Raw genomic sequence first — 19,649 nt, forward strand, 5'->3', positions numbered from 1 at the left:
GGATGCCATGGGTTTAAAACAACGCTTTGCCGAGGAATTGCGTTATCTGCGCGAGCTTGGCCGCGAGTTCGCCGAGGACAACCCGCAGCTGGCGCAATTTCTCGGTGATCAGGCAGGCGATCCGGATGTGGAACGGTTGCTGGAAGGCTTCGCCTTCCTCACTGCCAAGCTGGGGCTGAAGATCGATGACGATTTGCCGGAGCTGACTCATCCGCTGTTGCAGATGCTTTGGCCCAATTACCTGCGGCCCCTGCCCAGTTCGACCATCATCCGCTTTGAACCGCGACCGGATGCCATCACTCAGCGACAGCTGATCCCCAGGGGCACGTCGCTGTTTGCCAAACCGGTCAATGGCGTTTCCTGCCAGTTTCGCACCTGCACTGACGTCAGTCTGTATCCGTTGGCCTTGCAGGCTGTCAGCGACGCACACAGCCGCGAGGCGTCAGTGATGCGCATCGACCTCAAGGTGTTGACGGATCAACCGCTCACCAGCATGGCCTGCGATCAGCTGGACTTTCACCTGGGCGGTGACAACGCCACCGCACTGACCTTGTACCTGTGGATCGCCCATTACCTGGACAGCATAACGCTGCACATCAATGACCAACGCTATCGCTTGTCGGCCAAGGATATCGGCTTTCCCGGGTTCACTCCCGAGGAAGCGTTGCTGCCTTATCCGCGCAATGTGTTCGATGGCTACCGGATCCTGCAGGAGTACTTTGTGTTCCCGCAGCGTTTTCACTTTTTCAGCCTCACGCGCCTGGCCCAGCGCTGGCCGGACGTCAGCGCCACAACCTTGCATTTCGAATTTCAGTTCACCCGGCCCATGCCGCCCGATATCCGCCTGCGCACCCGCGACCTGCATCTGTATTGCGCACCCGCGGTCAACCTGTTCAGGCACGATGCCAACCCTATCGCGCTGGACGGGCGCAGCCTGGAACGGCGTATCAGCCCCAGCGGCAACCACCCCGAAGCCTATGAGATTTTCAGTGTCGACCAGGTGGCCGGCTGGGACGCCGCCGACAAGGAGCACACGGGCGATCCGTTGCGGCGCTTTACCCCGTTCGAGTCGTTCCAGCATGAGATCGAACATGCGCGGGGCCGCACGGCACTGTATTTCCGTACGCATATCGAGGATTCCCACGGCCGTGAAGGCTTGCGCCATCGCATCGCGTTCGTGCGTGGTGATGAAAGTCAGTACATCGGGGAACATGAAGCCGCATCCATTGAGTTGACCTGCAGCAACGGTGACCTCCCGCAGTTGCTGGGGGTGGGCGATGTGTCGCTGTCCACCGAAGTCACGCCATCGTTCGCCAGTTACACCAACCTGACTGCACCGACTCGCGCTTATCGGCCGGTGTTGGACAGCAGCCTGCACTGGACGCTGATTTCCAACCTGTCGCTGAACTACCTGTCGTTGTTGTCGGCCGAGCCGCTCAAGGCGGTAATCCGCGCTTATGACTTCGCGGCCTTGCACGACCTGCAACAGGCTCGCGCCACGCGCAAACGCTTGAACGGGATCCATGAAGCCGTCACCACCCCGATCGACTGGCTGATGAAGGGCCTGCCGGTACGCGGCTTACACACCCGCTTGCGACTGGACCAGAACGCTTTTCTTTGCGAAGGCGAGCTGTACCTGTTTGCCAGTGTGCTTTCGCACTTCTTCGCCCTGTACGCGAGCATCAACTCCTTCCATCGCCTGGAAGTGATCAATACCACTAACAACGAGCACTACGAATGGCCACTGTTGACCGGCAGACAACCCGTGATCTAGCCGACCGGCTGCTGGCCGACGCGCGAAACTATTCGTTTCACCGTTTGCTGGAGCATCTGCATGCCCTGCACGGCGATGACCTGGAAGCTCAGCCATTAAGTTCGACGGCGCGCCGTCGAGTGCGCCTGCAAAGTCACGCGGGGCTGGGCTTTCCGTCCTCGGACGTGGTTCGGGCCACGCGCCTGGAGGAGGAACACGAAGAAGTACGCTATCGCCTGCAGACCAGCTTCTTTGGCCTGCATGGCAGCGACTCGCCGCTGCCCGGCTATTACCTGGACCGCCTGGCCTACGAACAGGCGCAGGAGCGCGGCATTCGCCCGGCCTTCATGGACTTTTTCAATCATCGCCTGCTGACCCTGCTGCACCATAGCTGGCGTAAATACCGCTACTACATTCGCTTTCAGGCAGAGGCAAGCGACCGCTTTTCGCGCTATGTATTCTCCCTGATCGGGTTGAACGACAACGACTTGCGCGGATCAACGCCGTTACCCTGGGGCCGCCTGCTGAGCTTTGCCGGCTTGATCGCCAGTCGCAGCCGCTCGCCGTCGGTGGTGTCCGGCATCGTCGAGCATTGCTTCGATCTGCAGGGCGTGCACATTCGCGAGTTCGAGGCGCGTTCGGTGAGTTTGCCGCAGCGTCAGCGTCTGCTATTGGGCAAGGCCAACGGCACGCTGGGCAGCGACTTTGTAGTGGGCGAGCGTAGCAAAACCCGCGCCAGCAAGTTCACGCTGGTGGTTCCCCACCTGACCCAATTGCGCTTTCGGCAGTTTTTACCCAGCGGCGAGCAATTCGGGCGATTGCGTCAATTGATGGACTTCCTGCTGCGCGACGCTACCGCCTACGATCTGGAGTTGGGACTGCGAGAAGAGGACGTTCCCCCTTTCAACCTCCAACGCAACAACGGTACCCATCTGGGTTGGACCAGTTTTATCGAACGTCAGGAACAACCTCATCCCGCCGTGGTGCGGATTCGAGGGCGCGCATGAACCTGACCTTGATAATCGGCAACCCCGCACAGTTACTGCATGGCTACCTGCCCAGTCATCGCTTCGGCCCACAGGGCGGCAGCATCGGCAGTGTCACCGCTGACTGGCGCCTGGAGGACCGCCACAACAGCGTACAGCCCAACCATTGCGACATCCGCATCGTCGAAGGGCACTTCTGCGTGACCGACCGCTGTGGCAACACCTACGTCAATGGCCATGACTTACCCTTGGGACGCCATGTAACGGGGCGCCTGAACGAAGGTGATCTTCTGCGCATTGGCGCCTATCAGGTCACGGTGCATTTGCACGGACACGCGCTTGGCGAGTACGACCCACGTCATTGCACGCTCGAGGAACTGCTCACCGAGCGCCCCGAGAGCATGCAAGCGTGGTACTTGGAAGACCTGCCGAGCCTGCCCCTGACGAATCCGCGACCGGCCGTTTGCCCTGAGTTCGAACGCCTTTGCCAACCCATGGATTTGGCGGAGCAAGGGGATCCGCTGCGGGCATTGGACGCAGCGCCATCGCCAAAGCCGGTGCCTGACGCACACACGCGAGTGCCCAATCGCTCCGGCCCTGCCAGGCTGTTCAGCAACCTGCGCCTGGGCACCCTGTTGTTCGCCCTCCTCGCCCTGGGCGGCTGCACCCTGCTTGGCAAGATCGGTCAGGTGATCCGGGATCCGTCAACCCCGGTCGGCGGACCCGACGATCAGCTCAGCCGCTACTCCCTGAGCCTGCATGCCAGCGACGACGTCAACCAGCGCCTGATCAGTACCGGCTCCGCACCAGATACGGATGAGGACCCGAGCCGCTCGCCCTACAACCTCAACGTCCAGGCCATCAACCCACAGGCACTGACGGAGAAAATTCAAACCCTGCTCGATCACCTTTACCAAACCCTACCGGCCCAATCGTCACCGACCTTGGAACCGGCACCCGTGTTGCCGATGTCCCCCATCGAAGAGGCGCTGCTGGGCGACTACGACGTTCAGGGAGTCAGCCTGACCACGCCCCTGGGCAACTCGAGGCTGCAGCACATCGCCACGCCTATCGCCTTCAAGGTCATGCAGTTGAGCGACGACTCGCTGCTGGCCAACGCCAGTCCGCAAGCCATAGCCGAAGATCTGGAAAAGACCTTGGGCAGCACCTTTATCCGCGCCGACGACTATCTGCTTAACCCTGGCCAATTCAAGTTCGTCGACCTGCGCGCCCTGGACGAAGACACCCGCTTTATCGCAGTGATCGCCAACTACCACAGCGCCGATGTCACCCAGTGGAAGCAGCGTCTGCGGGTCGAACCCAAGGGTCGGCAGTACGCGGTGCTGGTGCAGTTGGAGGCCTCGCAGGTCAGTCTCAAAGGGGAAACCCGATGACTTCATTTCCAGCCGCTTTTGCGCAGAGTAATTACCGATGAGTTCACGCAACCCCGTCATCTGGCATGAAGGTTTGTTCGTCAAACCCCAGCACTTCCAGCAACAGGCTCGCGCCGCCGAGGCAGCCACGCATCAGCGCCTGCGCAGTCTTAACGAGGCTCTCTACGGCTTTAGCGAGCTGGAGTTGAACAACGAATACCTGAGCTTTGGCAAGGTCGCCATCACCCAGGCGCGCGGGATCATGCCCGATGGCAGTGTCTTCGATATCCCCCGCGACCTGGCGCCCCCCGCCCCGCTGGAGATCGCCGACAGCAGCGCGGTCAACCAGATTGTTTATCTGGCCCTGCCGCTCAGCGCCAACGGCGCCCTCGAAGTGCGGTGGCCCGACCAGTATGGCAACAGCCGCTACATCGCTCGACGCGAAGAAATACGCGATACCCACAGCGATGACGGCGATCAGGTCGGCATGGACCTGGCGGTGCCCAACCTGCAACTGATGCTCGAACGCAGCGACCGCAGTGCCTTTACCGGTATCGCCATAGGACGAATCAAAGACAAACGTCCGGATGGGAGCCTGGTAATGGACGAGCACTTCTATCCCACCAGCCTGTCCTTGCAAGCCGTACCGGCGCTGCATCGCTACTTGGGCGAAGTGGCTGGGCTGATACGAGAGCGGGCCAAAAACCTGGCCCAGCGTATCAGTTCGCCGGGGCAATCGGGGATAGCGGATGTCACTGATTTCAACCTGCTGCAGACTCTCAACCGTTTGTTCCCGCTGTTCCAGCACCTGGCTCGTCAACGCCAGGTCCACCCGGAGCGGCTGTACATCGCGCTGGCCCAGGCCTGCGGCGAACTGGTGACCTTCACCGATGAAGGGCACCTGCCCCAGGAATACCCGGCCTACCAACACGACAATCTGCGCGGGTCGTTCCTGACCTTGGAACATACCCTGCGCCGTGTCCTCGGAACCGTACTGCAACCACGTGCGGTTTCGCTGCCCATCGAAGTCCAGCAATACGGCGTGCGGACCGCGACATTGCACGACAAACGCCTGCTGGACAACGCCGAATTCATCCTTGCCGTGCGGGCCGATCTGCCGCTGGAAACGCTGCGCCAGCAATTGCCCAAGCAGATCAAGATCAGCTCCACCGAGACCCTCGAGCAACTGGTCAGCCTGCAACTGCCAGGCATTGCGCTGATGCCGCTGCCGGTGGCGCCGCGGCATCTGCCGTTCCATGCCGGCTTCAGTTACTTCGAGCTCGACCGTCATCACCCCGCCTGGGAGAGCCTGAGCAGCGGCAGCGGGTTTGGTTTCCATATCGCGGGGGAGTTTCCGGACTTGGAATTGCAGTTCTGGGCAATCAGGAGTGAGAAAGATGACTAAGGCCACAACGGACTCATGGCGTCACGAGGAGGCCTGCGGCGCCATCGACGATGACAGTGCAACGCGCTACGTCACCCACCACACCGACCTGGCCGATCCAGAGTTCGAAATGCGCGGCCTGGCCTGGAATCCCCTGTGCGATGCCGCCACGCCCCTGATCGGCCTGGTGATCCGTCTGCGCCACCTGGACCGACACGACGATGTGCCTGCGCTGTACCAAAGTGTCAGCAACCAGATCATCACGGTGATGGGAGAAGTCAGCCAGCTCGATTACGACGCCGGCACGCTCAAGGCTTACTCCTACAGCCTGTGCCTGTTGCTGGACGAGGTGGTCATGAGTACCTCGTGGGGCAGGCTCTCCAGTTGGAGCGCACGCTCATTGCTCAGCCAGTTTCATGGAGAAACCCGGGGCGGCGAAAAATTCTTCACGGTGCTGGCGAACATGATCCCCGAAGCGGCCAGGTACCAGCATGTGCTGGAGTTCATGTATCAGTGCCTGATCTCCGGCCTCAAGGGCAAATACGGCACCCATGTCAAGGGCGATGACGAAATACAGAAAATCCTCAACCACCTGCACAGCCTGTTGCGTCCGCTGCGTGGCGAAACGCCCAAGCGCCTGAGCGACCCGCTGAGCCACGTCGCGCCGCGCAACTACCGCATCAAGCGCGCGTGGCCGTGGTGGACGCCGTGGGCCGTGGCGACCGTCGTGTTAATGACCGTCTACACGATCTACACCCTGCGCCTGAACGCCATTACCCAGCAAGTGTTGGTCTCCCTGGAAGGGATTCTCAACCTGTAACCGATTTTCAGCGTGTTCATTTCGAACACCTGCAAAGCCATGGCCTTATCGGTCATAACCCACGACCCCACGGGTCGCTCAATCGATCGCGACAAGGAGCTTGTCATGCCAACACCCGCGTATATCAGCATCCACGGCAAAAACCAGGGCCATATCACCAAGGGCGCCTTCACCGCCGACTCAGTGGGCAACGTTTATGTGGAAGGCCATGAAGATGAAATCCTCGCCCAGGCAATAGACCACGAAATCGGCACCCCTACCGACCCGCAAAGTGGCCAACCGTCCGGGCAACGGGTGCATAAACCGTTGAAGTTCACCAGTGCCCTGAGCAAGGCCTCGCCATTGCTCTACCAAGCCCTGGCCTCAGGAGAAATGTTGCCCACCGTCGAGGTCAAGTGGTACCGCACCTCGGGTGATGGCAAGCAGGAGCATTTCTTCACCACCAAGCTGGAAGACGCCACCGTCGTCGAGATCCACACGGTACTGCCCCACGCCCAGCACAGCGACAACGCCAACTACACCCAACTGATCAAGACCAGTCTGGCCTACCGCAAGGTGAGTTGGAGCCACGTGGTGGCCGGTACCGAAGCTTCGGATGACTGGCGTAAACCGGCTTAAGCAAGCCACATCAACCGCAGGCCCCCCATGCCCCGCCAAAGCGATCTGCGCTACACCGTCGAACCGCTGCGCGGCGAGCGCCTTATCACCCAGCGAGCCTTCATCGCCGGTTCAAGGTCGGCTATGTAGGCCCATGACGAAAAATGCTCCGTACCTTGCGATACGGAGCATTTTCGTTGAGCGCCCGCGCGGGGCTAGGTGTCACCCAGTCTGCGCAGGCGGCTTTTCATTGCTGGCGGCAAACCTGAATCAGTAGGCCTTGCCCGTCTTGTAGAAGTGTTCGTAGCAGAAGTTGGTTGCCTCGATGTAGCCCTCGGCGCCACCGCAGTCGAAACGACGGCCTTTGAATTTGTAGGCAATGACGCAGCCGTCTTTGGCTTGTTTCATCAGGGCGTCAGTGATCTGGATTTCGCCACCCTTGCCTGGCTCGGTTTCTTCGATCAGCTTGAAGATGTCCGGGGTCAGGATATAGCGACCAATGATCGCGAGGTTCGACGGTGCATCTTCCGGCGCCGGTTTCTCAACCATGTCGCGCACGCGAATCAGGCCATCACCGATGTCGTCACCAGCGATCACGCCGTACTTGTTGGTTTCCTGAGGATCGACCTCTTGAACCGCAACAATCGTGCAACGGTACTTCTGGTAAAGCTTGACCATCTGGGTCAATACACCGTCGCCTTCCAGGTTGACGCACAAGTCATCCGCCAGCACCACTGCGAAAGGCTCGTCACCAATCAGCGGGCGACCGGTCAGGATTGCGTGACCAAGGCCCTTCATTTGGGTCTGGCGAGTGTAGGAGAACGAGCATTCGTCAAGCAGCTTGCGGATACCGACCAGGTACTTTTCCTTGTCGGTGCCCTTGATCTGGTTTTCCAGCTCATAGCTGATGTCGAAGTGGTCTTCCAGCGCGCGCTTGCCACGTCCGGTCACGATGGAGATTTCGTTCAGGCCGGCGTCCAGTGCTTCTTCGACGCCGTACTGGATCAGTGGCTTGTTTACCACCGGCAGCATCTCTTTGGGCATGGCTTTAGTCGCTGGCAGGAAGCGAGTACCGTAACCGGCTGCTGGGAACAAGCATTTCTTGATCATATAAGTCCTTAATAAGGGCTGTGCGTACGAAATTCGGCGCAGTCTAATCAGGCCGCAGTCACCTTACAATGGCTCCTGCTGGCGTTGCGATGTCAACATAGAGAAAAAATGTCGCGGTTAGTTCCACTTGCATTCAAACAAGCGTTCCAAACGCTGGCTGAAACACGCACCCACCTTGATTTGCAAGGCCGTGTCCTTTTTAACATGCTTTATGGCCCTCGGCACTGACCTGCAACAACTTGCGCTGCCGGACTGGATTTGCCGCTATCATTACGCACTTGAACCAGACAATGAGACAAATAGATGTCGGAACCAAAAGGCGTTAACGGGTACCTGATCAAACAGCAGGCGGATGGCCGGTGGAGCCTGATCAATTTCCACGGCGAAAGCGTTGCCGGCACATTCGCCACCGAGCGCGAGGCGATTGCCGTGGCCGAAGTATTTGTAGATGAAACCGGGCACGCACAGAAAAAAACCAAGCGCTAGACCGGACTGAACGCCCCGTTCGCCCGCACACGGTGAACGGGGCTTTTTTGTGTTTGTCTGTACCTTGATGGCCGTTCGCTATAATCTTCCCGAAACCGCCCCACGACAGTGTCAGCGCTTCCTCAACACCTCTCAACGACGACCCTACCTATGAACAAGATTCTGGCACTGATTGCGGTACTGGCACTCTCCGGCTGCACCACCACCTCTGACACCTACCTGGAAAACGGCGAGCAAGGTCTCACGATTGATTGCTCGGGCGAGGCCAATTCCTGGGCCAGTTGCTACGAGAAAGCCGATGCGTCTTGCGCAGGCACGGGCTACCGGATCGTCGGCACCGAAGGCACACCGGCGCTGAAGGAAAGCGACAAGACATTGGGCGCAGACGTTGGCAACTTCAAAGGCCGCAGTGTCGTGGTGGTCTGCAAGTAACGTGGCCGATTACATGTGGATCTCGGCAAACTTGATGCCGAGACCACGAAGAGTGTCGATCACGTCGTCGAGGCGCTGGAAGGATTCGACTTCATCCTGCTCATCCACCAGAAAGAAGCTGCGCCCGGCACTCTTCTTGAAAAACACGATCCACTCCCCGGAATTGGCCGGATTTTGAATCACATGGGTGGCAGAGATATGTCCCCCTGCATGCCGCTCTCTGACGCGTTCGCGCTTCATGACTGATTTCCAAAATGACAATGCCGCTGAAACCCTCGGTTTCAGCGGCATTTGTTGTGGGTAGAACATAGTTTACCGGATGCCTTATGGTGTTTCAGGCAGAAAAACCTGGCGCTGCAACGCAGACCAGGTTTCTTGATCGGGGTGGAGGGTGTATCAGCGGTTCCGTGGGCTCAGCCGGAAATGCACTCTTCCCCGGCTTTTTTCACGTCGCCTGGACGAATCGGGACGTTGGACATGCTTTCATAAAGCTTGATGCTGCTGCCGCTTGAACGGTTTTCGATCTCGAAAATAGCAGATGGGTCGGCGGAAAACTTTTGTGGCACGATCACCCGGACCCCTTCCTTCTGGGGCTCGATCTGCGACGGTCGGCGGGTCGACGAAAGCTTTTGGACAACACACGCCGCGTATTCCTGCGGCTTTTTCCCGGAGATGACCGCCAGCGTTGGCGGTGTCTGTTTGATGTCTGCCACCGAAGCACATCCACTTACTGCCAGGGCCAGAACCAATACACTCCACTTCATACAAAACCTCCGTTAAAGACCCTACGACAGCGGGGAAGGTATTTTTCTCCCACCCGTGCAGGATTTATCCCTGATAACTCGAGAAATAACTGTTTTAAATTGTCGAAGACGCCGACGACGACCCGATAATAAACGCGCCGGGACTGATAAACTCCATCTTAACCTACGTATCGTTCTGATTTTTCAGAAAAAGCCCTTCTGGAGAGACTCCCATGAAATTCATTCACCAGCGCGAACACCTGAACGAAGGGGACATTGTCGTCATCGAATGCTCGCAAACTTGTAATATTCGTCTGATGAGCGATGCGAATTTCCGCAGTTTCAAAAATGGTGGTCGCCATACCTATCATGGTGGCGCGTTCGAAAAATTCCCGGCCAAGATCACCGCGCCCAGTACCGGATTCTGGAACATCACCCTCGACGTTGTCACCCGTCGAGCCATCAGCGTCACCCGCAAGCCGACCTTGTCTCACAAGATCCGCATCGTTCGCCGCACCCACTCCAAGCTGAGCTGATCCCCCCGCAACCGACAGGAAATACCGTGACTCAAACCACCAAATACGTCATCAAGTACAAACTCAACGGCGAACGCCGTTTCGAATTCGCTCAGTTGCAAGCGGCCAGCGTCGAAGAGGCCAAGCAAGCCCTGGCAAAAATTCACGATGCCAATGATGAAATCACTGAGATCAACGTGAGCAAGGCGTTGTAATTCGAGCGCAAGCATCGGAGTGCCACTCCCTTGGCGACTTTCTAGACTGCAGCTTTCCCCGTTGCTGCAGGAACTCGCCAATGCTCACTTCATCCGTACACGCCTCACCGACCGAGCGCCTGGCCACCCAGGACTGGCGCGCTATCGAGCAGGCGCTCGATCAACAGGGCCATGCGCTGATGACTGGTCTGCTGGATGCCCGCGAATGCGCCGAACTGAGCAGCTATTACCCGCGACAGGAACTGTTTCGTTCCCATGTGGTGATGGCCAGGCATGGCTTTGGCCGGGGCGAGTACAAATACTGGCGTTACCCGCTGCCCGCCCTGGTCAGTGAACTGCGCGAACACATTTATCCGTACCTGGTGTCGCAGGCCAATCGCTGGAACGATCAGATGAAGCTGCCGGTCACCTACCCGCCCACGCATGCCGACTTTATCGCGCGATGCCACGCCGCCGGCCAGCACCGCCCTACCCCGTTGCTCTTGCAATATGGCCCCGGAGACTACAACTGCTTACACCAGGATCTTTACGGTGAACATGTCTTCCCCCTTCAGGTCGCAATCCTTTTATCGCAGCCGGGCGAGGACTTCAGCGGCGGCGAACTGGTACTCACCGAACAGCGCCCAAGGATGCAATCTCGGGTCCAGGTGGTGCCCTTGAATCGAGGTGACGCGGTGATCTTTGCGGTCAACCAGCGGCCCATGCCCGGTTCGCGAGGATTTTATCGGGTGAGCTTGCGCCACGGGGTCAGTGTTCTGCACAGTGGCAAACGTCATACCTTGGGAGTGATTTTTCACGATGCGCAGTAAGCCGATTCCCGGACCCACCGCCGACCTGTTCGCCGAAGACGCCTTGCAGCAACCGGCGGGCAGCGAACAGGTGGGCGAGCAGTCCCATGTCCTCAGGGGCTACGCCCTGCCCTGGGTCGAGCGCTTGTTGCCAGAGTTACGCCACGTGCTGGCGCAATCTCCGTTTAGAAAGATGGTTACCCCGGGCGGCTTTACCATGTCGGCGGCATTGAGCAGTTGCGGCGAACTGGGCTGGAGCACGAATCGCACCGGTTACCGCTACACACCCCTCGACCCCGACAGCCAGCAACCCTGGCCCGCGCTGCCCGATAGCATGCGTCAACTGGCGGTAGCCGCGGCGGCTGAAGCGGGGTTCGCCCTTTTCGAGCCGGACACGTGCCTGATCAACCGCTATGTGCCAGGCGCGAAAATGTCTCTGCATCAGGACAAGAACGAACGCGACTATGCCGCACCGGTGGTCTCGGTTTCCCTTGGATTGCCGGCGGTATTTCTGTTTGGCGGCCAACTGCGCAGTGACAAGACGCAAAAAATCTCGCTGCTCCATGGCGATGTAGTGGTCTGGGGCGGCGTGGACCGCTTGCGCTTTCATGGCGTGCTCCCCATAAAGGAAGGAGTGCACCCGCAAATGGGCCCGCAGCGCATCAATCTGACCTTTCGCATGGCCGGGTGAATTTGACCGCAAGCATCGGAGTGCCGCGCATCAGCCGCCAGGCTAATCTGGTCATGTTCGCCCCGGAGTAAGCAACCATGACGACGCGCCACCCCACTGAACAAGACCCACGCTGGGCCGCTATCGTTGCCCGCGACCCCAAGGCCGATCTGCAGTTCGTCTACGGCGTAAAAACCACCGGTGTCTATTGTCGCCCCGGGAGTGCCGCGCGCCTGCCACGTCCGGAAAACGTCGAGTTCTTCGACACCGCGCATCACGCCGAGGTCGCCGGATACCGTGCCAGCAAACGCGCATCAGGGGATCAAAACCAAGTCGCGCAGCGCCATGCCCACATCGTCGCCACAGCCTGCCGGCACATCGAACACGCCGAAAACCTGCCCAGCCTCGAGGCCCTGGCCGACCTCGCCGGCCTGAGTCCGTTTTATTTTCATCGGATATTCAAGGCCGTCACCGGCCTGACGCCCAAGGGCTATGCCAACGCCCATCGCTCACGCAAGGTGCGTGACGGGCTTAAGGACAGTCATTCGGTAACGGATGCGCTCTATGACGCCGGGTTCAATTCCAACAGCCGATTCTACGAGAACGCCGATCAGTTACTCGGGATGAAGCCCGGTGATTACAAGGCCGGCGGTACCAACAGTGATATTCGCTTTGCGGTCGGCCAGTGCTCCCTCGGTGCAATTCTGGTGGCGCAAAGCAATCGGGGCGTATGCGCGATTCTGCTGGGGGACGATCCAGAGAAACTGGTGCGTGACCTGCAGGACCAGTTTCCGCGGGCGAATCTCATCGGTGCCGATCACGGCTTCGAGCAATTGATCGCCCAGGTCGTCGGTTTTGTCGAAGCGCCAGCCCTGGGCCTGGACCTGCCCCTGGATGTGCGCGGCACAGCATTTCAAGAACGGGTCTGGCAAGCCTTGCGCAACATTCCCCCCGGCGGCACCGCCAGTTACGCCGAGATTGCCAGGCAAATCGGTGCGCCAAGCGCTTGTCGCGCGGTGGCCCAAGCGTGCGGGGCCAACCGGCTGGCGGTAGCGATTCCTTGTCATCGGGTAGTACGCAGCGATGGCAATCTGTCAGGGTACCGTTGGGGCGTGGAGCGCAAGCGTCAGTTGCTGGAGCGCGAAGGCGCCACGCCTGACAGAAGCCCTTTATCCTTGTAACTTGCGCAGACGAAACTGCGCCACCTTATGCCGATTGCCACACAGCGCCATGCTGCACCAGCGGCGCTTGTGGCCCTTGGTACGGTCGTAGAACCACAACACGCACTCAGGATGTTCGCAGGTGCGGATCAAGCCGAAATCGCCCTCGACCAGCAGGACCGCCGCGGCCTCGGCAAGCGGTGCAAGAAACTGTTCGGGGGTTTGCAGCTTGCGCTGGCGCTCCAGGCGCACCTCACCCGGCGCGGGCCATACCAGTAGCGGATGGCTGACAGCCTTGCGCAAAAAACCGTTGAGCGCGCTCGGATCCCCTTGCTGACCCACCTTGCGCTGTTCCAGTACCTCCCGGACCACCTCGCGCAATCCCCGGGCGACATGCAGCAAAGCCCCCTTCTCAAACACCGGCAAGCCGCCCTCCCCAGCCCATCCCAGACGCACCAGCCAACGCTCGACATCGGCATCCGTCTGCCAGAAGTCCCGTGGCACTCCGTCAACATTGGCGCGGGTATTTAGCAGGTCCAGCACGGGCTCATCCGCCAGCACGTAAGGTTCCAGCGGCGAATCGGTTGGGGGGATGACGGTCATGGCAGGTCCTCTTGAACACCTCACGAGAGTAACTGCTATTCAACTATTTGTGTAGTTACAGAATCAGAAATACACGCCAACACAGTAACCAAATAAATTGATTTGACAGGTTACAGATTTCGGCGCAGCCTGCTTACCTGGTAACCCATTAAATATCTTTAAACAGTTACATAAGGAACGCAGTCATGTCGCTCTCAACCCCCGTAATCCACTACCGTCATGTCGACGCCGATGGCGTACGCGTGTTCTATCGCGAAGCCGGTGATCCTTCGGCACCGGTCATATTGCTGCTGCACGGTTTCCCCAGTTCCTCCCATATGTACCGCGACCTGATCCCGCTGCTCGCCACCCGCTACCGCGTGATCGCGCCGGATCTGCCGGGGTTTGGCTTTACCGAAGTGCCCGCCGAACGCGAGTACCACTACAGCTTCGACAATCTGGCCACCACCGTCGGCCACTTCGTTGATGTGCTTGAGCTCAGTCGCTATGCCCTGTACGTATTCGACTACGGTGCGCCGGTGGGCCTGCGCCTGGCGGTGGCCCATCCGCAGCGGGTCAGCGCGCTGGTGTCGCAAAATGGCAACGCTTACCTGCAAGGGCTGGGCGATGCGTGGGCGCCGATCCGCACCTACTGGGCCGATCCGAGCCCAGCCAATCGGGAGGTGATCCGTCATGCGGTGGTCAGCCTGGAAGGCACCCGCGATCAGTACCTGCATGGGGTGGCTCAGCCGGAGCTGGTCGCACCTGAGTCCTATATGCTCGACACGCTGCTGATGCAGCGCCCCGGCAATGACGAGATCCAGCTCGACCTGTTCCTCGATTACCGCAACAACCTGACGTTGTACCCGGCTTTCCAGGCCTTTTTCCGAGCCACACAACTGCCGACGCTGGTGATCTGGGGGCGCAATGATCCATTTTTCATTCCCCCCGGCGCTCACGCTTACAAGGTCGACAACCCTGAGGCGGTGGTGGAATTACTCGACACCGGGCATTTCGCCCTGGAAACCCATGCCGCGCATATTGCCCAACGAATCCATGCGGTGCTGGGACACGCCATTGACTGAGACTGGCCAAGGAACCCGGCATGAAACGCCGGGTTCGTCCAGTGAATAAAACAGACTGGCCGCCGGTGCCCAGGCCCTGCTAAAACAGCGGGCATGCATTCCTTCTGGAGACGCGATCCATGAGCACCTGGCCAGACACCCGCATTCTCGATCTGCTGGGCATTGAACTGCCGATCATTCAAGCCCCCATGGCGGGCGCCACCGGGACCGCGATGGTGATTGCCGCCCGCCGCGCCGGGGCCTTGGGTTCCATGCCCGCCGCAGCCCTGAGTATCGAACAACTGCGCGAGGCGCTGAGCACCTTGCGCGCAGCCGGCACGCGACCGCTGAACGTCAACTTCTTCTGTCACCAACCTCCACCTGCCGATGCCGAGCGTGATCGCCAGTGGAAAAACCTGCTGGAGCCCTACTACCGTGAACTGGGCGCCGACTTCGATGCGCCGACACCCGTGTCAAATCGTGCGCCGTTCGACAGTGTCGCGTGTGAAGTAGTGGAAGAATTTCGCCCCGAAGTGGTCAGTTTTCACTTCGGCCTGCCGGAGAAGCGTCTGCTGGAGCGAGTCAAGGCCACGGGTGCAAAAGTGTTGTCGTCCGCCACCACCGTGCAGGAGGCAATCTGGCTGGAGCAGCACGGCTGCGACGCCATCATCGCCATGGGTTATGAAGCCGGCGGCCATCGCGGGATGTTCCTCAGCGAGGACCTCAACAGCCAGATCGGCACCATGGCCTTGGTGCCGCAGATTGTCGATGCCGTCAGTCTGCCGGTGATCGCGGCCGGCGGCATCGGTGATGCGCGGGGCATCGTCGCGGCGTTCGCCCTCGGGGCGTCGGCGGTACAGATCGGCACAGCTTACCTGTTCACCCCGGAGGCCAGCGTCACGGCGTCACACCACTCTGCATTGCGCAGTGCCCAAGCCAGTGAGACGGCGTTGACCAACCTGTTCACCGGGCGCCCGGCGCGCGGCATCATCAATCGGATCATGCGCGAACTGGGACCGATCAACCCCGCCGCCCCAGCGTTTCCGTTGTCCGGCGGCGCCTTGATGCCGTTGAAGGCCAAGCGCGAAGCCGAGTTCAGCAATCTGTGGTCGGGACAGGCGTTGCGCCTGTGCAAGGACCAGACGAGCTATGAACTGACCCGAACCTTAGGCGCACAAGCACTGGAAAAACTTCAAAGAACCTGAAAATACCGGCTTCAGGGGCAACGTTGCACTGTACCACCGAGGGTTGATCGCTATATATTCCCGTACATAGCGCTATCGACCCTTTGCCCGCCCCAGGAGCTGCTTGATATGGGTACCCGCATTTTTTCACCGCAATATCCCGAAGCTGCAAGGCTGGCCGCACTGATCGCCCTCTTTACCTTCGGTTCGGCCCAGGCCGACGAGGTCCAGGTCGCGGTAGCCTCCAACTTCACCGCGCCGATCCAGGCAATTGCCGCCGCCTTCGAAAAAGACACCGGCCACACATTGGTTGCCGCCTACGGTGCCACAGGGCAGTTCTATGCCCAGATCAACAACGGCGCACCGTACGAAATGTTCCTGAGTGCCGACGACACAACCCCGCAAAAGCTTGAAAGCGAAGGCAATGCCGTCAAGGGCTCACGCTTCACCTACGCTGTCGGCACCCTCGCGTTGTGGTCGCCCAAGGCAGGTTATGTCGACGCCAACGGCGCGGTGCTGAAGAAAAATGACTATCAGCATCTGTCGATTGCCAATCCCAAAACGGCGCCGTATGGCCTCGCCGCCACCCAGGTATTGGCGACGCTGGGCCTGCACGAACAGCTCAAAGACAAAATCGTTGAAGGCCAGAACATCACCCAGGCCTACCAGTTTGTGTCCACTGGCAATGCCGAACTGGGGTTTGTCGCCTTGTCGCAGATTTATAAAGAGGGCCACGTCAGCAGCGGTTCCGCCTGGATCGTTCCCGCACGGCTGCATGACCCGATCAAACAGGACGCAGTGATCCTCGATAAAGGCAAAGACAACCCGGCCGTCCAGGCGCTGGTTGACTACCTCAAAGGGCCGAAAGCCGCCGCCATCATCAAATCCTACGGTTACCAATTGTAAATGCCTCTATCGAGTGCCGATTTTTCCGCGATCTGGCTGACCCTGAAACTGGCGTCGCTGACCACCGTGATTCTGCTGATCATCGGTACGCCGATTGCCTTATGGCTTTCGCGCACGCGCTCGTGGTGGCGCGGGCCGGTTGGCGCGGTGGTCGCCCTGCCTTTGGTGCTGCCACCGACGGTGATCGGCTTTTACCTACTGCTGGCCATGGGGCCCAACGGCTACCTCGGCCAGTTCACCCAATGGCTGGGGCTGGGCACGCTGACCTTCAGTTTTGCGGGCCTGGTGATCGGCTCGGTGATCTATTCGATGCCCTTTGTGGTGCAGCCGTTGCAGAACGCGTTTTCGGCGATTGGCAGCCGTCCGCTGGAAGTGGCCGCCACCTTGCGAGCCAACCCTTGGGACACGTTTTTCAGTGTGATCCTGCCGCTGGCCCGTCCAGGCTTTATCACCGCCTCGATTCTCGGTTTCGCGCACACCGTCGGCGAGTTCGGCGTGGTGTTGATGATCGGCGGCAATATCCCTCACAAGACCCGGGTGGTCTCGGTGCAAATCTACGATCACGTCGAAGCCATGGAATACCTGCAAGCCCATTGGCTGGCCGGCGCGATGCTGGTGTTTTCTTTCCTGGTGTTGCTGGCCCTCTACTCCAGCCGCAAAACCCGCGCGGGTTGGGGTTGATGTCGATGATTGAACTGTCTCTGCAACTGCACTATTCGGGTTTTTCCCTGGATGTCGACCTGCAATTGCCCGGTCGTGGCGTCACCGCGCTCTATGGGCATTCCGGTTCCGGCAAGACCACGTGCCTGCGCTGCATCGCCGGGCTGGAACGGGCCGATCACGGCTTTGTGCAAATCAACGACCAGGTCTGGCAAGACAGCCGCAACGGCGTGTTTGTGCCGCCGCATAAACGCGCCATCGGCTACGTCTTTCAAGAGGCCAGTCTGTTTCCCCATTTGTCGGTGCTGGCCAACCTGGAGTTCGGCCTCAAGCGCATCCCCCGACAACAGCGACGGGTCGACCTGGCGCAGGCGACCGAGCTCTTAGGTATCGGCCATTTGCTGGAGCGTCGTCCCGAACACTTGTCCGGGGGCGAACGCCAGCGCATCGGCATCGCCCGCGCCCTGCTCACCAGCCCGCAATTGCTGCTGATGGACGAGCCCCTCGCCGCCCTGGACAGTAAGCGTAAAGGCGAAATCCTGCCCTACCTGGAACGCTTGCACGACCAGTTGGAGATTCCGCTGCTGTACGTCAGTCATGCCCAGGATGAAGTGGCGCGCCTGGCCGATCACATCGTCTTGCTCAGCGAGGGCAAGGCCCTGGCCAGCGGCCCCATCGGCGAAACCCTGGCCCGGCTCGACTTGCCGCTGGCGCTTGGCGACGAGGCTGGCGTCGTGATCAGCGGCACCGTCAGCGCCCATGACGCTCACTATCAGTTACTCACGCTGCAATTGCCCGACTGCCCGTTACAGATGCGCGTGGCCCACGGGCCGCTGAACCTGGGCAAACAGTTGCGCTTCAAAGTGCAGGCGCGGGATGTCAGCCTCAGCCTGCAACCGGAGGAACACAGCAGTATCCTCAACCGCTTGCCGGTGATCGTGACCGAGGAGATTCCCGCCGACAACAGCGCCCATGTGCTGGTGCGTCTCGATGCGGCGGGCACGCCCTTGCTGGCGCGGATCACCCGCTATTCACGGGACCAGTTGCGACTGCATCCCGGGCAGGCCTTGTGGGCGCAGATCAAGGCGGTGGCAGTGCTGGCCTGATCGGGTGCAATCCGTTGGCACCACCGCACACGGCCGCGGTCAATCAGTCATACCTGCCTGATTGCCCTCCAGGACTTTGCCATGCCCGACTCCGCGCTGTTTGCCGACCTGCCCCGCGACCTGCATTACGTTGACGACACCCAACCAGGCCTGCGCCGTAAAAAACTGCGCGGCAAGTTCCAGTATTTCGATACCGACGGCCAGCGCATCAGCGACGCCGCCGAAATCCAGCGCATCAACGCCCTGGCGATCCCACCGGCCTATACCGACGTCTGGATCTGCGCCGACCCGCAAGGCCATCTGCAAGCCACCGGGCGCGATGCCCGGGGCCGCAAGCAATACCGTTATCACCCGCGCTGGCGCGAAGTGCGTGACAGCGACAAATATTCGCGCCTGCAGGCGTTCGGCAACGCGCTGCCCAAGCTGCGCAAGCAACTGGAAGCGCAAATCGCCACCCCTGGTTTTAATCGGGAAAAAGTCCTGGCGACCGTGGTGTTGTTGCTGGACGCAACGCTGATCCGGGTCGGCAACAGCCAATATGCACGAGACAACCGCTCCTATGGGTTGACCACCTTGCGCACGCGGCACGTGGATATCAAGGGCAGTGAAATCCTCTTCCAGTTTCGCGGCAAGAGCGGCATCGAGCATCAGGTCAGCGTGAAGGACCGGCGACTGGCGAATGTGATCAAGCGCTGCCTGGAACTGCCGGGACAGAACCTGTTCCAGTACCTGGACGAAAACGGCGAGCGACGTACCGTCAGTTCAACCGACGTCAACGCCTACTTGCACAGCCTCACCGGCGCGGACTTTACCGCCAAGGATTACCGGACCTGGGCCGGTAGCGCACAGGCGTTGGCGGTGCTGCGGGAGTTGGCCTGGCAACCGGAATCCGACGCGAAAAAGCACCTGGTCCAGATGGTCAAGGATGTCGCCAGGCAGTTGGGCAATACCCCGGCAGTGTGCCGCAAATGCTACATTCATCCGGCTGTGCTCGAGCATTTTACCCTCGGAGAGCTGGCGAAATTGCCCAAGCCTCGGGCACGCAAAGGCTTGAAAGCCGAGGAAGTGGGATTGGCGATGTTTCTCGAACGACTGGCTGCGACCTTGTAGGAAAA

Annotated in this window: 23 protein-coding genes; 19 read left to right on the plus strand and 4 right to left on the minus strand. The window is 59.9% G+C overall.

The features are described 5' to 3' along the window. Window positions 1-7 precede the first annotated feature (7 nt). The 6 genes from tssF (at window position 8) to AC6CIA_RS01935 (ending at window position 6,934) form a co-directional block, all read left to right on the plus strand. Window positions 8-1,774 carry a type VI secretion system baseplate subunit TssF gene (tssF, locus tag AC6CIA_RS01910; protein WP_498310378.1) on the plus strand — a complete coding sequence of 589 codons (1,767 nt, stop codon included), beginning with the start codon at window positions 8-10 and terminating at the stop codon, window positions 1,772-1,774. Beyond that, entirely contained in the window at window positions 1,738-2,760 is a 1,023-nt protein-coding gene (gene tssG, locus AC6CIA_RS01915; protein ID WP_498310379.1) for a type VI secretion system baseplate subunit TssG, read from the plus strand. Before tssF ends, tssG begins: the two co-directional genes overlap by 37 nt. Continuing rightward, window positions 2,757-4,133, plus strand: a complete 1,377-nt coding sequence (tssJ, locus tag AC6CIA_RS01920) for a type VI secretion system lipoprotein TssJ (protein ID WP_498310380.1) — start codon at window positions 2,757-2,759, stop codon at window positions 4,131-4,133. Before tssG ends, tssJ begins: the two co-directional genes overlap by 4 nt. Before the next feature lie 37 nt (window positions 4,134-4,170). Then, window positions 4,171-5,517, plus strand: coding sequence for a type VI secretion system baseplate subunit TssK (gene tssK, locus AC6CIA_RS01925; protein WP_498310381.1), 1,347 nt, complete (start codon window positions 4,171-4,173; stop codon window positions 5,515-5,517). Beyond that, window positions 5,510-6,316, plus strand: coding sequence for a type IVB secretion system protein IcmH/DotU (icmH, locus tag AC6CIA_RS01930; protein ID WP_498310382.1), 807 nt, complete (start codon window positions 5,510-5,512; stop codon window positions 6,314-6,316). Before tssK ends, icmH begins: the two co-directional genes overlap by 8 nt. A gap of 105 nt (window positions 6,317-6,421) precedes the next feature. Then, a complete protein-coding gene (locus AC6CIA_RS01935) occupies window positions 6,422-6,934 on the plus strand; it encodes an Hcp family type VI secretion system effector (protein WP_339532963.1) in 513 nt (170 codons plus the stop codon). A 249-nt stretch (window positions 6,935-7,183) separates the two neighbouring features. Here the strand turns inward: AC6CIA_RS01935 and galU are convergent, their stop codons facing one another. After that, complete coding sequence (galU, locus tag AC6CIA_RS01940) at window positions 7,184-8,023, minus strand: UTP--glucose-1-phosphate uridylyltransferase GalU (protein WP_084381173.1); 840 nt, start codon at window positions 8,021-8,023, stop codon at window positions 7,184-7,186. 303 nt (window positions 8,024-8,326) lie between these two features. Between galU and AC6CIA_RS01945 the strand changes: the two genes are divergently transcribed. Next, window positions 8,327-8,509, plus strand: a complete 183-nt coding sequence (locus tag AC6CIA_RS01945) for a hypothetical protein (RefSeq protein WP_084381174.1) — start codon at window positions 8,327-8,329, stop codon at window positions 8,507-8,509. A 150-nt stretch (window positions 8,510-8,659) separates the two neighbouring features. Further along, on the plus strand, window positions 8,660-8,941 hold the full coding sequence (locus AC6CIA_RS01950) for a hypothetical protein (RefSeq protein ID WP_339532964.1): 282 nt from the start codon (window positions 8,660-8,662) through the stop codon (window positions 8,939-8,941). Window positions 8,942-8,950: 9 nt separating this feature from the next. On the opposite strand, the gene AC6CIA_RS01955 is transcribed toward AC6CIA_RS01950, so the two are convergent. Together AC6CIA_RS01955 and AC6CIA_RS01960 are read right to left on the minus strand one after the other, a co-directional pair. Beyond that, window positions 8,951-9,181: a hypothetical protein gene (locus tag AC6CIA_RS01955; RefSeq protein ID WP_339532965.1), complete on the minus strand. Its 231-nt coding sequence runs from the start codon at window positions 9,179-9,181 to the stop codon at window positions 8,951-8,953. Window positions 9,182-9,354: 173 nt separating this feature from the next. After that, a complete protein-coding gene (locus AC6CIA_RS01960) occupies window positions 9,355-9,705 on the minus strand; it encodes a hypothetical protein (RefSeq protein WP_339532966.1) in 351 nt (116 codons plus the stop codon). A 212-nt stretch (window positions 9,706-9,917) separates the two neighbouring features. On the opposite strand from AC6CIA_RS01960, the gene AC6CIA_RS01965 reads away from it, so the two are divergent. The 5 genes from AC6CIA_RS01965 to ada all read left to right on the plus strand — a co-directional run bounded on the left by AC6CIA_RS01965 (window position 9,918) and on the right by ada (window position 13,053). After that, on the plus strand, window positions 9,918-10,220 hold the full coding sequence (locus AC6CIA_RS01965; protein ID WP_339532967.1) for a DUF1883 domain-containing protein: 303 nt from the start codon (window positions 9,918-9,920) through the stop codon (window positions 10,218-10,220). 26 nt (window positions 10,221-10,246) lie between these two features. After that, on the plus strand, window positions 10,247-10,414 hold the full coding sequence (locus tag AC6CIA_RS01970; protein WP_339532968.1) for a hypothetical protein: 168 nt from the start codon (window positions 10,247-10,249) through the stop codon (window positions 10,412-10,414). Between the two features lie 80 nt (window positions 10,415-10,494). Continuing rightward, window positions 10,495-11,223, plus strand: coding sequence for a 2OG-Fe(II) oxygenase (locus tag AC6CIA_RS01975; RefSeq protein WP_498310383.1), 729 nt, complete (start codon window positions 10,495-10,497; stop codon window positions 11,221-11,223). Window positions 11,224-11,227: 4 nt separating this feature from the next. Beyond that, the gene (gene alkB / locus AC6CIA_RS01980; RefSeq protein ID WP_498310425.1) at window positions 11,228-11,893 is read left to right on the plus strand and encodes a DNA oxidative demethylase AlkB; all 666 of its coding nucleotides are present in this window, start codon (window positions 11,228-11,230) and stop codon (window positions 11,891-11,893) included. Between the two features lie 77 nt (window positions 11,894-11,970). Next, window positions 11,971-13,053: a bifunctional DNA-binding transcriptional regulator/O6-methylguanine-DNA methyltransferase Ada gene (gene ada / locus AC6CIA_RS01985; RefSeq protein ID WP_498310384.1), complete on the plus strand. Its 1,083-nt coding sequence runs from the start codon at window positions 11,971-11,973 to the stop codon at window positions 13,051-13,053. On the opposite strand, the gene AC6CIA_RS01990 is transcribed toward ada, so the two are convergent. Further along, the gene (locus tag AC6CIA_RS01990) at window positions 13,042-13,635 is read right to left on the minus strand and encodes a CGNR zinc finger domain-containing protein (RefSeq protein ID WP_498310385.1); all 594 of its coding nucleotides are present in this window, start codon (window positions 13,633-13,635) and stop codon (window positions 13,042-13,044) included. The two genes, ada and AC6CIA_RS01990, sit on opposite strands and share 12 nt — an antisense overlap. 185 nt (window positions 13,636-13,820) lie before the next feature. Here AC6CIA_RS01990 and AC6CIA_RS01995 point away from each other — a divergent pair, with 185 nt between their 5' ends. The 6 genes from AC6CIA_RS01995 (at window position 13,821) to AC6CIA_RS02020 (ending at window position 19,644) form a co-directional block, all read left to right on the plus strand. Then, window positions 13,821-14,699: an alpha/beta fold hydrolase gene (locus AC6CIA_RS01995; RefSeq protein WP_498310386.1), complete on the plus strand. Its 879-nt coding sequence runs from the start codon at window positions 13,821-13,823 to the stop codon at window positions 14,697-14,699. A 119-nt stretch (window positions 14,700-14,818) separates the two neighbouring features. Further along, on the plus strand, window positions 14,819-15,883 hold the full coding sequence (locus AC6CIA_RS02000; protein ID WP_498310387.1) for an NAD(P)H-dependent flavin oxidoreductase: 1,065 nt from the start codon (window positions 14,819-14,821) through the stop codon (window positions 15,881-15,883). A 108-nt stretch (window positions 15,884-15,991) separates the two neighbouring features. Further along, the gene (modA, locus tag AC6CIA_RS02005) at window positions 15,992-16,768 is read left to right on the plus strand and encodes a molybdate ABC transporter substrate-binding protein (protein ID WP_498310388.1); all 777 of its coding nucleotides are present in this window, start codon (window positions 15,992-15,994) and stop codon (window positions 16,766-16,768) included. After that, window positions 16,769-17,449 carry a molybdate ABC transporter permease subunit gene (modB, locus tag AC6CIA_RS02010; protein WP_498310389.1) on the plus strand — a complete coding sequence of 227 codons (681 nt, stop codon included), beginning with the start codon at window positions 16,769-16,771 and terminating at the stop codon, window positions 17,447-17,449. Beyond that, window positions 17,449-18,534 (plus strand): molybdenum ABC transporter ATP-binding protein, encoded by a 1,086-nt coding sequence (gene modC, locus AC6CIA_RS02015; protein ID WP_498310390.1) that lies wholly within the window; start codon window positions 17,449-17,451, stop codon window positions 18,532-18,534. The genes modB and modC overlap by 1 nt, the downstream gene beginning before the upstream one ends. A gap of 81 nt (window positions 18,535-18,615) precedes the next feature. Beyond that, window positions 18,616-19,644, plus strand: a complete 1,029-nt coding sequence (locus AC6CIA_RS02020) for a DNA topoisomerase IB (protein WP_498310391.1) — start codon at window positions 18,616-18,618, stop codon at window positions 19,642-19,644. Window positions 19,645-19,649 lie beyond the last annotated feature (5 nt).

The sequence above is a fragment of the Pseudomonas sp. GQ91 genome (assembly GCF_059758795.1).

What these genes read in the sequence shown, in the direction of transcription:
- tssF (WP_498310378.1), top strand. Translation starts at nt 8, where the DNA reads ATGGGTTTAAAACAACGCTTTGCCGAGGAATTGCGTTATCTGCGCGAG.
- tssG (WP_498310379.1), top strand. Translation starts at nt 1,738, where the DNA reads ATGGCCACTGTTGACCGGCAGACAACCCGTGATCTAGCCGACCGGCTG.
- tssJ (WP_498310380.1), top strand. Translation starts at nt 2,757, where the DNA reads ATGAACCTGACCTTGATAATCGGCAACCCCGCACAGTTACTGCATGGC.
- tssK (WP_498310381.1), top strand. Translation starts at nt 4,171, where the DNA reads ATGAGTTCACGCAACCCCGTCATCTGGCATGAAGGTTTGTTCGTCAAA.
- icmH (WP_498310382.1), top strand. Translation starts at nt 5,510, where the DNA reads ATGACTAAGGCCACAACGGACTCATGGCGTCACGAGGAGGCCTGCGGC.
- AC6CIA_RS01935 (WP_339532963.1), top strand. Translation starts at nt 6,422, where the DNA reads ATGCCAACACCCGCGTATATCAGCATCCACGGCAAAAACCAGGGCCAT.
- galU (WP_084381173.1), bottom strand. Translation starts at nt 8,023, where the DNA reads ATGATCAAGAAATGCTTGTTCCCAGCAGCCGGTTACGGTACTCGCTTC.
- AC6CIA_RS01945 (WP_084381174.1), top strand. Translation starts at nt 8,327, where the DNA reads ATGTCGGAACCAAAAGGCGTTAACGGGTACCTGATCAAACAGCAGGCG.
- AC6CIA_RS01950 (WP_339532964.1), top strand. Translation starts at nt 8,660, where the DNA reads ATGAACAAGATTCTGGCACTGATTGCGGTACTGGCACTCTCCGGCTGC.
- AC6CIA_RS01955 (WP_339532965.1), bottom strand. Translation starts at nt 9,181, where the DNA reads ATGAAGCGCGAACGCGTCAGAGAGCGGCATGCAGGGGGACATATCTCT.
- AC6CIA_RS01960 (WP_339532966.1), bottom strand. Translation starts at nt 9,705, where the DNA reads ATGAAGTGGAGTGTATTGGTTCTGGCCCTGGCAGTAAGTGGATGTGCT.
- AC6CIA_RS01965 (WP_339532967.1), top strand. Translation starts at nt 9,918, where the DNA reads ATGAAATTCATTCACCAGCGCGAACACCTGAACGAAGGGGACATTGTC.
- AC6CIA_RS01975 (WP_498310383.1), top strand. Translation starts at nt 10,495, where the DNA reads ATGCTCACTTCATCCGTACACGCCTCACCGACCGAGCGCCTGGCCACC.
- ada (WP_498310384.1), top strand. Translation starts at nt 11,971, where the DNA reads ATGACGACGCGCCACCCCACTGAACAAGACCCACGCTGGGCCGCTATC.
- AC6CIA_RS01990 (WP_498310385.1), bottom strand. Translation starts at nt 13,635, where the DNA reads ATGACCGTCATCCCCCCAACCGATTCGCCGCTGGAACCTTACGTGCTG.
- AC6CIA_RS01995 (WP_498310386.1), top strand. Translation starts at nt 13,821, where the DNA reads ATGTCGCTCTCAACCCCCGTAATCCACTACCGTCATGTCGACGCCGAT.
- AC6CIA_RS02000 (WP_498310387.1), top strand. Translation starts at nt 14,819, where the DNA reads ATGAGCACCTGGCCAGACACCCGCATTCTCGATCTGCTGGGCATTGAA.
- modA (WP_498310388.1), top strand. Translation starts at nt 15,992, where the DNA reads ATGGGTACCCGCATTTTTTCACCGCAATATCCCGAAGCTGCAAGGCTG.
- modB (WP_498310389.1), top strand. Translation starts at nt 16,769, where the DNA reads ATGCCTCTATCGAGTGCCGATTTTTCCGCGATCTGGCTGACCCTGAAA.
- modC (WP_498310390.1), top strand. Translation starts at nt 17,449, where the DNA reads ATGTCGATGATTGAACTGTCTCTGCAACTGCACTATTCGGGTTTTTCC.
- AC6CIA_RS02020 (WP_498310391.1), top strand. Translation starts at nt 18,616, where the DNA reads ATGCCCGACTCCGCGCTGTTTGCCGACCTGCCCCGCGACCTGCATTAC.